Genomic DNA, 13,039 nt, shown 5'->3' on the forward strand with positions numbered 1-13,039 from the left:
GCCGCTCTCCATCCAGAAACAGGCTCCCAGGCTCAGGTGCCGGGAGGGAGTCGATTCTAGAGAGAGGGCGGACTGTTGTTTCAGGCCACATTCACCCTAATTGGCAGACCGCTTTTGCGCCGCCGACAAAAAAGCCCGGCCTTGATCCCGGCCGGGCTTTCGGGTGTTGCAAGCCTGAGGCTTAGTGCAGGGCGGGCTGTCCGGCCTTGCGTGCATGACTCAGGCGGTAGAAGCCCCAAATCACCAGGACCCACACCGGAATCGCATACACCGAGGCGCGGATGCCCGGGATCATCCACATCACGCCGATGATCATCACCATGAACGCCAGGCACAGGTAGTTGCTCAGTGGCGACCAGAAGGCCTTGAACGACGGCACCACGCCTTGCTCGGCCATGGCCTTGCGAAAGCGCAGGTGGGTCAGGCTGATCAGCGCCCAGTTGATCATCAGTGCAGCCACCACCAGGGCGAACAACAGCTCCAGCGCTTCGTGGGGCGCCAGGTAGTTGACCAGTACGCAGAGCAGTGTGATCAGCGCGGAAATGCCCAGGGCCAGAATCGGCACGCCCTGCTTGTTGAGCTTCATCAGCGCCTTGGGTGCGTCGCCCTGTTCGGCCAGGCCATAGAGCATGCGGCTGTTGCAGTACACGCCGCTGTTGTACACCGACAGTGCTGCGGTCAGGACCACGAAGTTGAGGATCTGCGCCGCCGCATCACTGCCGATCAGCGAGAAAATCTTCACGAAAGGGCTGCTGCTGTAGGCGTCGCCGCCGGCGTTGAGGCTCACCAGCAGTTCATCCCACGGATACAGCGACAGCAGCACGGCCAGGGCGCCGACGTAGAAGATCAGCACCCGGTACACCACCTGATTGATGGCCTTGGGAATCACTTTGCGCGGCTCGGCGGCTTCGGCAGCGGTGATGCCCACCAGTTCCAGGCCGCCGAAAGAGAACATGATGAAGGCCATGGCCATCAGCAGGCCGGTGCCGCCGTTGGGGAAGAAACCGCCGTGGGACCAGAGGTTGCTCACCGACGCCTGGCTGCCGCCGCTGCCGCTGAACAGCATGTAGCAACCGAGGACGATCATGCCGACGATGGCCACCACCTTGATGATGGCGAACCAGAACTCGGCTTCTCCGAAGAACTTCACGTTCATCATGTTGATCAGGTTGACCAGCACGAAGAACACCGCCGCACTGACCCAGGTGGGGATTTCCGGCCACCAGAACTGCACGTACTTGCCCACCGCGGTGAGCTCGGCCATGCCCACCAGGACATACAGCACCCAGTAGTTCCAGCCGGCGAGAAAGCCGAAGTAGCCGCCCCAGTACTTGTGGGCGAAGTGGCTGAAGGAGCCGGCCACCGGCTCTTCGACGATCATTTCCCCCAACTGGCGCATGATCAGGAAGGCAATGAATCCGGCAATCGCATAGCCGAGGATCATCGAAGGTCCGGCGGACTTGAGCACCCCGGCCGAGCCGAGGAAGAGTCCGGTGCCGATCGCCCCGCCCAGGGCGATCAACTGAATATGGCGATTCTTCAAGCCACGCTTGAGTTCACCTTGTTGCAAGGTTTGATCCACTAATGTGCGCTCTCTTCTAGTTGTTATCAGGACCGATCCCGTGGTGAACGGGACCGATCGCGGCTCAATGCTGACGGGATCAGATATTACTCTCGGTAAACCGCTCGTAATACAGCTGAACGCGGTTAAGTTGCTGTTCTTGCAGCCAGGTTCGGATCGAATCGACCATCGGTGGCGGTCCGCAAACGTACAGGTCGCTGTCTTGGTCGCGCAGTTGGCTGCTGTCCAAGTGTTCGGTGATGTAGCCGCGCTTGCCCGACCAATCCGGGTCGACGTCGCTGATCACCGGGGTGAAGCGAAAACCTTGCAGGCGCTCGCCCAGCGCCTGGATACGCTCCAGTTCGCACAGATCGGCACTCTGGCGTACGCCGTAGTACAGGTGCACCGGTTGCTGGCAGCCCTGCTCGACGATCTGTTCGAGCATCGCCAGCAGCGCCGACAGCCCGGTGCCGCCGGCCACCAGCAGCAGCGGCCGGCTGATCTGGCGCAGATAGAAAGCCCCCAGCGGCGCCTCCAGTTCGATGCTGTCGCCCACCAGGCAACGCTCGCGGATGTAGTTGCTCATTACCCCGTCGGGCAGCAGGCGGATCAGGAACTGTAACTGGTTGTCCGCCCCCGGCCGGTTGGCGAAGGAGTAGGCCCGGCTGCTGTCGGTGCCGGGAACTTGCAGGCGCGCGTACTGGCCGGGGAGAAACTCCAGCGGCGCCTCGTGGCGGCCCAGGTCCAGGTGCAGGATCGCGGTGCTGTCCGACACCTGGCGCACGTCGATCACCGAGCCGGTGCGCCGCACCGGATCGGCGTTGTGGCACAGGCTGGAATCGAAGTCGAAGTAGAACGCTGCATCGGACTGCACCCGGGTCTGGCAGGTGAGCATCTTGCGTTGCTCCAGGTCCTGGGGCGAGAGGGCTTCCTCGTCCACGTAGTCCTGGCTGTACTGGCCCGACTCGCAACGGCCCTGGCAGGTGCCGCAGACGCCTTCGCGGCAGTCCAGGGGGATCTTGATGCCGTTGCGCAGGGCAGCGTCGAGCAGTATTTCATTGGCCTTGACCGGGAAGAACAGGGTCTTGCCGTCGGCAAAGCTGAACGCGACCTTGTGCGTCATGAAGGGATGTCCGTCGAGTCAGAGGTGGTAGAAGTCGAGCACCGAGTTGATCGTGTCGTTGAGCAGCAGCACGTGCTTGCGCTGGATCAGCCAGCTGTCGCCATGGGGCTTGAGGTCGTAGGTGGCGTGACCGTAGAAGTCCTCGGAGGTGGCCAGGCGATAGAACAGCGTGTGCCAGTTCAGGCGCACCTGCAGCAGCCCGTTGGCGCCCTCGGCGATGCGCAGGTTGCTGACCATGTGCAGGGTGCGCGGCATGGGAATGGTCGAGGCCGCCTTGCCGGTGCGCAGGCGGAACACCCGGTCTTCCAGGCCCGAACGGTTGGCGTAGTAGATCAGCGACATCTCGCGCTTCGGGTCCCGGGTGTAGACGTGTTCCGAGTCCCACTGCGGCAGGTGGAACTCGCTGTCCACGGCGAACAGCTGCAGGTAGGCGTCCCAGTCCTGGGCGTCGCAGAGCTCGGACTTGCGATAGAAGAATTGCTCGATCTGGTACTGCAATTGCGCATTCATGTTCATACCTCACGCAGTTTCAGGGGCTGGCGCTGCAGGCCGTCGAGGAGGAATTTCTGCCAGTTGCGGTGCTGGTTGACGTACAGCCCTTCATGGGTGATCTCGGTGCCGGTCATGGCCGGCTGGATGCCCAGGTTCTCGCTGTTGGCGGTGGGGCCGGTGGTCCAGCGGTGATGGCCGCGCGAGACATCGCTCCAGCGCTCCAGGCGTCCCTGGAAGCCGCGCTGGGCCTCGCGAAACTCCACCAGGTCATCCGGCGTGCCCATGCCCGAGACGTTGAAGAAATCCTCGAACTGGCGGATGCGGTTTTCCCGGTCGGCATCGCTCTCGCCCTTGACCCCGATGCACTGGCTGATGATCTCGGTCTTGTTCCAGGCGATGGGGCGGATGATCCGCAGCTGCGAGCTGATCTGGTCGAGAAAGAACAGGCTGGGGTAGATGTTCAGGTTGCGCAGGCGGTGCATCATCCACTCGGCCTTGGCCTGGCCGTGCTCTTCCACCAGGCGCGGCATGATGCTGGCGTAGCCGGAGCGCACCGCCGGGTTGGGCATTTCGCTGAACAGCACGCTGTGGCCGTTGTTGAAGGCGAACCAGCCATCGTCGGTGCTGGCGTCGCCGGCGCCGAGCTTGCTGTAGTCCAGGGTGGCGCTGCTGCCGCTGCCGTTGTCGCGGTTGACCTGCTGGCGGTGCTGCACCGTGGCCACGTAGTTGTAGTGCACGGTGCTGACGTGATAACCGTCCAGGCCGTTCTCGTTCTGCAGCTTCCAGTTGCCGTCGTAGGTGTAGGCGGACTTGCCCGGCAGCACTTCCAGCTCACCGTTGGGGGACTGGGCGACCATCATGTCGAAGAAGATCCGCGCGTCGCCCAGGAAGTCTTCCAGGCTGTTGTCGGCGGCCACGTCCAGGCTGATGAAGACAAAGCCCTTGTAACTGTCGATGCGGGCCTTCTTCAGGCCGCGGGTGGCCTTGTCGAAGCCCTCGTCGTATTCCCCCGGGGCCTTGACCTTCACCAGGCGCCCGTCGCTCTTGTAGCACCAGGCGTGGAACGGGCAGGTGAAGGTCGACTGGTTGCCCTTGCCGACCCGGGTCAGGGTGGTGCCGCGGTGCTGGCAGGCGTTGATCAGGGCATTGAGCCGGCCCTCGCCGTCGCGGGTGATGATCATCGGCTGGCGCCCGGCGCGCAGGGTGATGAAGTCGTGATTGTTGGGCAGTTCGCTTTCGTGACAGGCGTAGATCCAGTTCTTCTCGAAGATCAGTTCCATCTCCAGATCGAACAGCTCGGGCTCGGTGAACATCTCCCGGGCGATACGGAACACTCCGTCCGCGGGGCGAAAATCCAGGCAGCCGTGGATGAAGTCCTGCCACTGCTCGACGCTTCTTGCACCACTCATGAGTCGGTACCTTTTTTATTCAGGTCAATCGGGTGCCGTCATTAGAGAGAGTGCGGGGCGCCGGTGGCTATCCGCTTAGTCGGCCAAGGCCATCCATAAAATTGCCTGGGTAGTTGTGACCCAGCTGCGACCCACCTTTGAGCGGATCGGCGATCGACAGCTGCACCACGGGGCGCCGATGGGCTACTGTGGGCCCGGCCAGATGAGGACGATGGGGGCGGGTTATCCACTTAGTGGGCGATTGCTATCCACTGGGTTGGCAGCGTTGCCGGCTGGCGCAAAACTTGCCCTGTCACACAAGACGCGCCGTCAGAGCGCGCTGAATAATAATTGCCGTGGGTGCGCCGTGATGAATAGCAAGGCTGATGGGCTGTTTCGCGAGATTCGTATCGATCGCTATGACCTTGAAGGGGCCAGGAACTGGATGGCGGGTATCTGTGGGCCGCACCGCCTGGAAACCGCTAACCCCGAACGCATTCGTTTCCACCACAGTGCCAACGTCCTCAGGTCACGCGCCACGACCCTGGGCATCATCGAATACGGCACCGATGTGGTCGTCGATATCGAGGACACCGAGCGCTTCAGCAGCTACAGCCTGAGCCTGCCCCTGTGCGGCGAGCAGGAGCTGAGCAAGGACGGTCGCCTGCTGCGTTCGGACCCGGACCAGGGGGTGATCGTTGCTCCCAACGAAAGCCAGGTGCTGGCCATCTCCGGTGACTGCCGCAAGTTGCAGGTGGTGATCTCCCGGCCGGCCATGAGCGAAGCCCTGGAGGCGTTGCTGCAACGCCCGGTCGAGCAGCCGCTGCGCTTTGAGCCTGCCATGGACGCACGGCAGGGCGCCGCCGCGGCCTGGTGGCGCATGGCGCATCACTTCATTGGCGAACTGGCCCAGGGCAACGAACTTTACGAGCAACTGGCCTTCACCCGGGAAATCGAGAGCTCCCTGATCAAGGGCCTGATCCTGGCCCAACCCAACAACTACTCTGCGGAGCTGCAGGCGATGCTCGGGGTCAAGCTGCCGCATTACCTGGTGCGGGCCCGCCAGTACCTGCACGAGCATGCCCGAGAGGCGGTGCACCTGGAGGACCTGGAAGCCGCCGCCGGTGTTTCACGCTTCAAGCTGTTCGAGGCCTTCCGCAAGTACTTTGCCCTGTCGCCCATGGCCTATCTCAAGCGCTATCGGCTCAACGGCGTGCGCCAGGACATTCTCGAACACGGCGCGGCGCGCAATATTTCCGAGATTGCCCTGGCCTGGGGCTTTACCCACCTGGGGCGGTTTTCCGCGGAGTACCGCAAGCTGTTCGACGAGGCGCCGAGCGCCACAGTCCAGCGCCACCAGGCGCGGCGCCCGGTGGGGTTCTAGGACGTACTACTTGCGCAGCACCAGATCCAGCAGGCCGTCCTGTTCCTTGATCTTCTGCAGGACGATTTCCGAGCGGATATCGGTAACCCCGGACGCGCGGTTCAAGTGATTGACGATGAAATCCGAGAAGTGCTTGAGGTTGCGCGCCTGCACCCGCAGCACGTAGTTGCTGGCGCCGGTGATCACGTAGGCGGCCACCACTTCCGGCCATTGCTGGACCTTGCTGATAAAGGTCTCGTGCCAGCCCTCCACATCCTGGCGCAGGGACACATGGACGATGGCTTCCAACTCGATCCCCAGGCGCTCGGCGTTGAGCTGGGCGCGATAGCTGCTGATGATCCCGTCGCCTTCGAGCATGCGCAGGCGGCGCAGGCAGGCGGAGGGTGAAAGGGCGACTTTCTCCGCCAGTTCCTGATTGCTGATACGTCCATCCTGTTGCAGGAAGTAGAGGATGCGCAGGTCGGTGGAGTCGAGGGTCATGGCTGGCATAAATCCGCGTTTTTTATTGAAGGATTAGAATTTTATTCGAGATTAGTACGATAACGCGCTGCACTTTGCACGAAAATTCTAGCTGGCTTCGTCCATTATTTCCTGAGTTTGCGGGTCGTCCAGACCCCGTGCCCGGCCTGTTCCAGGCGGGCATGACCTTGACCAAGACAGGACTTCCAATGATCGATAAAAACCACTGCCTGCGTCTCGATGAACAGGACCCACTGGCGCCGCTGCGCCAACAGTTCGCCTTGCCCGAGGGGGTGATCTACCTCGATGGCAACTCCCTGGGTGCTCGCCCTGTGGCCGCCCTGGAACGGGCCCGGCAAGTGATCGAGCAGGAGTGGGGCGACGGCCTGATCCGCAGTTGGAACAGCGCCGGCTGGCGTGACCTGTCCCAGCGCCTGGGGGACCGCCTGGCCCCGCTGATCGGCGCCGGCAGCGGCGAAGTGGTGATCACCGACACCACGTCCATCAACCTGTTCAAAGTCCTCAGCGCCGCCCTGCAGGTGCAGGCCGAGCGTGCCCCCGAGCGGCGGGTGATCGTTTCCGAGAGCAGCAACTTTCCCACCGACCTGTACATCGCCGAGGGCCTGACCCGGATGCTTGAGCAGGGCTATTCCCTGCGCCTGGTAGACAGCCCGGAACAACTGCCAGCCGCCATCGACCAGGACGTGGCGGTGGTGATGCTCACCCACGTCAACTACAAGACCGGCTACATGCACGACATGCAGGCCGTCACCGGACTGATCCACGAAGCCGGCGCCCTGAGCCTCTGGGACCTGGCCCATTCGGCCGGCGCAGTGCCGGTGGAGCTGAATCGCAGCGGCGCCGACTACGCCATCGGCTGCACCTACAAATACCTCAACGGCGGCCCGGGTTCGCAAGCCTTCGCCTGGGTTGCTCCTGCCCTGTGCAATCTGGTGACCCAGCCGCTGTCCGGCTGGTTCGGCCATGCCCGGCAGTTCGACATGGCCACCCAGTACGAGCCCGCCAGCGGTATCGCCCGCTACCTGTGCGGCACCCAGCCGATCACTTCGCTGGCCATGGTCGAGTGCGGCCTTGAGGTCTTCGAACAGACCGACATGCAGAGCCTGCGGCGCAAGTCCCTGGCCCTGACCGACCTGTTCATCGAACTGGTGGAACAGCGTTGCGCCGGCCACGACCTGAAGCTGGTGACCCCACGCGATCACGTCAAGCGTGGCAGCCACGTGAGCTTCGAACACCCTGAAGGTTATGCGGTGATCCAGGCCCTGATCGCCCGGGGCGTGATTGGTGATTATCGCGAGCCGCGCATCATGCGTTTCGGCTTCACCCCGCTGTACACCCGTTTCAGCGAAGTCTGGGACGCGGTGCAGATTCTCGGTGAAATCCTTGATCAGAAAACCTGGGCCCAGGCGCAGTTCCAGGTGCGTCACAGCGTGACCTGAGACGCGCTTTATCCCCTGGTTGCTGCTGCATGCGGCAACCAGGGCAGCGGCACAAGGACGGGCCGTCACAACGATTCATACGTGCACACAACAATAAAGAGGCACTCAAAGTGACCACCTCCAACAAGGGTTTCGAAGCGATTTCCAATCGCGAGCACGGCCTCAGGCGGCAGTTGACCGCCGGCCAGATGAGCATGATCGCCATCGGCGGGGCCATCGGCACCGGCCTGTTCATGGGCAGTGCCTATGCCATCGGCTATGCCGGCCCCAGCGTGCTGCTGAGCTACGCCATCGGCGCGTTGATCACTCTGCTGCTGATGGGTTGCCTGGCGGAAATGACCGTGGCCCATTCCACTTCTGGCTCCTTCGGCGCCTACGCCGAGTTCTACATCGGCCCGCTGGCCGGGTTCCTGGTGCGTTATGCCTACTGGGCGGCCATCGTGCTGGCGGTGGGCGCCGAGGTCACGGCCATCGCCATGTACATGAAGTACTGGTTCGCCAACGTTCCGGAGTGGGTGTGGATTGTTTCCTTCTCCAGCGTGCTGATTCTGCTTAACGCCATCAGCGTGAAGACCTTCGGCAACTTCGAATACTGGTTCTCCACCATCAAGATCGCCGCCATCGTCGGTTTCATCATCCTTGCGGTGTATGTGGTGTTCGGCTCCGGCAACCCCGATTACGGCGTGCACAACTACAGCGCCCACGGCGGCTTCTTTCCCAATGGTTTCCAGGGCATGTGGATCGCGGTGATCGTGTCGATCTTCAGTTACCTGAGCGTGGAAATGATCGCGGTGGCGGCGGGTGAGGCCAAGGACCCGCAACGTGCGGTGAAGCAGGCGTTTCGCGCCACCATCGTGCGCCTGGTGGTGTTCTACCTGCTGACCCTGGCGCTGATGCTGGCCATCGTGCCCTGGGTCCAGGCGGGCAAGGCCCAGAGCCCGTTCGTCACGGTGATGCAGACCATCGGCATTCCCGGGGCCACCGGGGTGATGAACTTCGTGATCCTGATCGCGGCCTTGTCGGCGATGAACAGCCAGCTCTACATCACCACGCGGATGATGTTCAGCCTGTCCCGCGCCGGCTTTGCGCCCAAGTCCATGGGCGCCCTGAGCAAGACCGGGATTCCGCTGAATGCCTTGTTGCTGTCCAGCTCCGGTATTGCCCTGGCCACCTTGATCAACGTGCTGTACCCGGAGAGCTCATTCGTCCTGATGATGGCGATCTCGATGTTCGGCGCGATCTTCACCTGGTTCATGATCTTCCTCACCCACTACTGCTTCCGTCGTTATCACCAGCGCCACGGTGAACAGCAACTGTCATTCCGCATGCGCCTGTTTCCCTACAGCACCCTGCTGGGACTGGTGCTGATGGGGGCGGTGATGATCACCACCTTCTTCACCGAGGCGTTCAAGATGACCCTGGTGTTCGGGGTGCCCTTCCTGCTGTTGCTGACCCTGGTCTACTACCTGTGCTTCCGTAAGCCCAGGACGGTCGCCGGACTGTCCGAGGTCTGAGGCCACGCCTCCCGGATGTCCAGCAGCTTGGCGTGTTCTCGTATACGTGGAGGCCGGTGTACCGGCCGATCACCCCATTCATGGGCTTCGCATCCTGGTCGATACGATTCTCCGCGAGCTGAGCGATCTGCTGGACACCCGCCATGCGGACGCTGGGCGGCCGTCGAATCCGTCTGAGCGGATTCTCCGGGCATCGCTGGTGCAGGTTGTGTATAGCGTGCTTAGCGAGCGACTAAGGAGGGTGGTGAGGCCTCGCCACCTTGCGAGGCTGGGTCACCTGGGCCTTAGCGGCTTACAATGCGATCCGCCTGGGCGCAATCGCTGGGTGGTGGCAGCCATCCCCGACATGAGTTGTGGTGAGTGTCGCGCTTGCGACGAACGAGCCGACTTGAAAATCCAAAACCTTCAAAGGTGCTGCGCATGACAAATTGGCAACGTGGTGACTTAGTCGAGCTAGACGGCCTTCTTGCGGTCGTGGTCGGCATTGAGGGGGACCCAAATGTCCCCGAGGAACACATCGCAGTTTGGTTTGGTGCCCCAAGTTGCCTCCGAAAGTCTAAGGGCGGAGCTGGTGGAGCGAGTCCGGAGGTCTGGACGGTGCCAGCGGACTTGTTCGTGCGAGCCGCTGAGCCTGATTGGCGTCACTAATTAATTGAATTTTCTATCGGAATGCACCTTTCTGCTCCTTTCTCAACGACCCGCTAGAGGCTGCCCAAGGGGCACTCTTCGCGAGCCTGTTGCAGGCTGGTCTCGAAGACTTCGAGCCGGCCCTGCAACTGCTGCAAGTCATCGATCTGTTGTTGCAGCTCGCGCCTCTTTTGCGCCAGGGCGGCCTGTGCGCGGTCCCAGGGAAAGGCCTGGCCCTGGTGCGTGGCGAACACCTGCTGCAATTCCTTGAGTTTGAAACCCAACTGCTGCGCGCACTTGATGAACATCAGTTGCTCGACGCTCTGGGCGTCATAGAGACGGTAGCGACCCTGACGCGGAGCTTCGGGCAACAGGCCGATGGCTTCGTAGTGACGGATGCTCTTGACCGTGGTCCCGGACAGTTGCGCGGCTTGGCCGATGTACATGAAAACTCCTTGTTCAGTACCGATTTCGGGCGGTGGACAGCCTTGCGCATTATCCGGTGGATTCACTGCCTGGCAAGGTATTGCGCCTGCATCAGCCAATCCGCCTTGCGTTCTTCGCTGGCGTCCAGCACCGGGCCAAAGGTCAGGGTGCGCAACGGCTTGATGCCGCAGAAGGCCAGGGTGGTGCGGCGCATCTGCTGCAAGCCGGGCATGCGATAGAACCAGCGGAAATACCAGGGTGGGGTGTCCATGGTCACCATCAGGTGGGCGGTGCGGCCCTTGAGCAGTTGCTCGGGAAAGGCCTTGCCGGGGCGGTACTTGAAGGCGAAGCCGGGCAGCAGCACACGGTCGAGAAAGCCCTTCATCAGGGCTGGAATCCCGCCCCACCAGATGGGGAAGACCCAGGTCAGGTGCTCGGCCCAGAGGATGTCGGCCTGGGCCCGTTGCAGGTCTTCCTCCAGAGGCTGGATCTGCCGGTAGCCTTCGCGCAGCACCGGATCGAAGCGCAGCTCGCCGAGCCTGAGCTGGCGCACGTCATGCCCGGCTTCCTGCGCCGCCTTCACATAGCGCTCGCTCAATGCCGCGCACAGGCTGTTGCGCGAGGGGTGGCCGAGAATCACCAGGATGCGTTTGCTCATTACCGTGGTCCTTGAGGGATAAACCCCAAGGCTAAAGTCTGCCCCTAAGGGGAGAGTCAAGGCGGCAGCAGTGCCGCGCACAAACCTTGGGCATACAGCGGCAGCGTTGCGAAGTCACGGGCGCATAACAGCAACCGGCGCCGGGCCCAGGCTTCGCCCAGCGGGCGCGACTGCAACGGCAGGTGACGGTTGCGCTCCAGGGCCGCCAGGGGCACCAGCGCCAGCCCGGCCCCACGGGCCACCATGCGCAGCAGGGCGTCGAAGCCTTCGGCGCGGATGCGCAATTGCATGCGTCGTCCCAGGTGCAGGGCCTGTTCCTCCAGATACACCGCCAGGGCGCTATGGCTGGCAAGGCCAACGTAGTCGTGGGCCAGGGTGTCGTTGAAGCTGGGGTTGGGCTGCAGGTTCAGCGGGTGATCCTGGGGCATCACCAGGACCAGCGGATCATCACGGAAAGGCCGGCTCATCAGTCCCTGAATGTCCACCGCGTCGGAGACGATACCCAGGTCTGCCGCACCCTGGCGCAGGGCGTGGGTGATGCGTTGGCTGGGCAGTTCCTGCAGGTCGATATCCACCTGGGGCTGGTTGTGCAGGTAGTCCGCCAGCAGCTCCGGCAGGTACTCGCTGAGGGCGGTGGTGTTGCACAGCAAGCGCACCTGGCCCTTGATTCCCTTGGCGTATTCGGCGAGGTCCTGTTGCAGGTGTTCGGCGTACAGCAACAGCGTCCGGGCATGTTGGGCCAGGGCCTTGCCGGCGGGCGTCGGGCGAATGCCGCGGCGCCCGCGTTCGAGGAACTCGATGCCCAGGGAGGCTTCCATGGCGCGGATTCGAGCGCTGGCGGCGGCCAGGGACAGATGGCTGCGAGCGGCCCCGGCGGTGATGTTGCCGGCGTCGAGAATGTTCAGGTACAGCCGCAGGTCGATCAGGTCGAAGTGCATGGGGCATTCCTCGGGGAACGGGATCTCTTACGGAGGCCGTGCAGATGTTTTTGTAGGAGCCGGCTTGCCGGCGAAGAGGCCTTCGGATTTTGCATCGGGCTTGAGTGCGCCTTCGCTGGCAAGCCAGCTCCTACGGAGGTACGGGCAATAGGTTTTGGTATGTGCCTATTGCCTGGCAAGAGGCTGGCTCAGTATATGGCAGATTTTCAGCGCGGCGTGCAGGGCGCAGGATAGGCCCATGAACAGCTCTCTCGCGTTTTACCAGAATCTTGGCATGGCCCTTTCTCTGCTGGTCATCGGCACCTTCGTACTGGCCGGTATGGTCAAGGGGGTGATCGGTCTCGGCCTGCCCACCATCGCCATGGGGTTGTTGGGACTGGCTATGGCTCCGGCGCAGGCTGCAGCCTTGCTGATCATTCCGGCGACCCTGACCAATCTCTGGCAACTGGCCTTTGGCGGGCACCTGCCGGGCTTGCTCAAGCGCCTGTGGCCGATGTTGCTGGCGATCTTCGTCGGCACGGCCGCCGGGTCATTGTGGCTGGGCATCGAGGGCGGGCATTGGGTGGTGCGGGGGTTGGGCGCGGCGTTGCTGCTGTATGCCCTGAGCGGCCTGCTGTTGCCGACCCTGCGCGTGTCGCCGGCCCAGGAGCGCTGGCTGGCGCCGCTATGCGGGCTGATCACCGGGGTCATCACTTCGGCCACCGGGGTGTTCGTGATCCCGGCGGTGCCCTATCTGCAGGCCCTGGGCTTGAACAAGGATCAGTTGGTGCAGGCTCTGGGCCTGTCGTTCACGGTGTCGACCCTGGCCCTGGCCGCCGGCCTGCTGTGGCGCGGCGCCCTGGGCAGCGCCGAGCTGGGGGCTTCCTTGCTGACCCTGGCCCCGGCGCTGTTGGGCATGTGGCTGGGGCAATGGTTGCGCCAGCGCATCAGCGCCTTGCTGTTCAAGCGGGTGTTCTTCATCGGCCTGGGGCTGCTGGGCGGGCATCTGTTGATCAGCGGCTAGACCTTC

11 protein-coding genes and 1 pseudogene are annotated in these 13,039 nt (G+C 62.9%); 4 read left to right on the forward strand and 8 right to left on the reverse strand.

Annotated elements, in window-relative coordinates; translation table 11 throughout:
* Positions 1-181: 181 nt before the first annotated feature.
* From DWF74_RS19825 to antA, 4 genes are all read right to left on the reverse strand, one after another.
* A complete protein-coding gene (locus DWF74_RS19825; protein WP_102861026.1) occupies positions 182-1,582 on the reverse strand; it encodes an amino acid permease in 1,401 nt (466 codons plus the stop codon).
* 79 nt (positions 1,583-1,661) lie between these two features.
* Positions 1,662-2,684, reverse strand: a complete 1,023-nt coding sequence (gene antC, locus DWF74_RS19830) for an anthranilate 1,2-dioxygenase electron transfer component AntC (protein WP_115581552.1) — start codon at positions 2,682-2,684, stop codon at positions 1,662-1,664.
* Between the two features lie 18 nt (positions 2,685-2,702).
* On the reverse strand, positions 2,703-3,194 hold the full coding sequence (gene antB, locus DWF74_RS19835) for an anthranilate 1,2-dioxygenase small subunit (protein ID WP_108544092.1): 492 nt from the start codon (positions 3,192-3,194) through the stop codon (positions 2,703-2,705).
* 2 nt (positions 3,195-3,196) lie between these two features.
* On the reverse strand, positions 3,197-4,585 hold the full coding sequence (gene antA / locus DWF74_RS19840) for an anthranilate 1,2-dioxygenase large subunit (RefSeq protein WP_115581553.1): 1,389 nt from the start codon (positions 4,583-4,585) through the stop codon (positions 3,197-3,199).
* Positions 4,586-4,934: 349 nt separating this feature from the next.
* On the opposite strand from antA, the gene DWF74_RS19845 reads away from it, so the two are divergent.
* Positions 4,935-5,948 carry an AraC family transcriptional regulator gene (locus DWF74_RS19845; RefSeq protein ID WP_102861030.1) on the forward strand — a complete coding sequence of 338 codons (1,014 nt, stop codon included), beginning with the start codon at positions 4,935-4,937 and terminating at the stop codon, positions 5,946-5,948.
* Between the two features lie 6 nt (positions 5,949-5,954).
* On the opposite strand, the gene DWF74_RS19850 is transcribed toward DWF74_RS19845, so the two are convergent.
* Positions 5,955-6,428 (reverse strand): Lrp/AsnC family transcriptional regulator, encoded by a 474-nt coding sequence (locus DWF74_RS19850; protein WP_115582466.1) that lies wholly within the window; start codon positions 6,426-6,428, stop codon positions 5,955-5,957.
* A 188-nt stretch (positions 6,429-6,616) separates the two neighbouring features.
* Here DWF74_RS19850 and kynU point away from each other — a divergent pair, with 188 nt between their 5' ends.
* Positions 6,617-7,867: a kynureninase gene (gene kynU / locus DWF74_RS19855; protein WP_115581554.1), complete on the forward strand. Its 1,251-nt coding sequence runs from the start codon at positions 6,617-6,619 to the stop codon at positions 7,865-7,867.
* Between the two features lie 110 nt (positions 7,868-7,977).
* Positions 7,978-9,391: pseudogene (locus DWF74_RS19860) on the forward strand (amino acid permease); the annotation flags it as partial.
* Between the two features lie 691 nt (positions 9,392-10,082).
* On the opposite strand, the gene DWF74_RS19875 reads toward DWF74_RS19860, so the two are convergent.
* The 3 genes from DWF74_RS19875 to DWF74_RS19885 all read right to left on the reverse strand — a co-directional run bounded on the left by DWF74_RS19875 (position 10,083) and on the right by DWF74_RS19885 (position 12,030).
* Entirely contained in the window at positions 10,083-10,454 is a 372-nt protein-coding gene (locus DWF74_RS19875; protein ID WP_102861034.1) for a MerR family transcriptional regulator, read from the reverse strand.
* A gap of 62 nt (positions 10,455-10,516) precedes the next feature.
* Positions 10,517-11,092: an NAD(P)H-dependent oxidoreductase gene (locus tag DWF74_RS19880; RefSeq protein WP_115581555.1), complete on the reverse strand. Its 576-nt coding sequence runs from the start codon at positions 11,090-11,092 to the stop codon at positions 10,517-10,519.
* A gap of 56 nt (positions 11,093-11,148) precedes the next feature.
* Complete coding sequence (locus tag DWF74_RS19885; RefSeq protein ID WP_115581556.1) at positions 11,149-12,030, reverse strand: LysR substrate-binding domain-containing protein; 882 nt, start codon at positions 12,028-12,030, stop codon at positions 11,149-11,151.
* Positions 12,031-12,268: 238 nt separating this feature from the next.
* On the opposite strand from DWF74_RS19885, the gene DWF74_RS19890 reads away from it, so the two are divergent.
* On the forward strand, positions 12,269-13,033 hold the full coding sequence (locus tag DWF74_RS19890) for a sulfite exporter TauE/SafE family protein (protein WP_102861037.1): 765 nt from the start codon (positions 12,269-12,271) through the stop codon (positions 13,031-13,033).
* The last annotated feature ends 6 nt before the right edge of the window (positions 13,034-13,039 follow it).

Origin of the sequence: Pseudomonas protegens, assembly GCF_003363755.1 — a bacterium.
Classification (GTDB): domain Bacteria; phylum Pseudomonadota; class Gammaproteobacteria; order Pseudomonadales; family Pseudomonadaceae; genus Aquipseudomonas; species Aquipseudomonas danubii.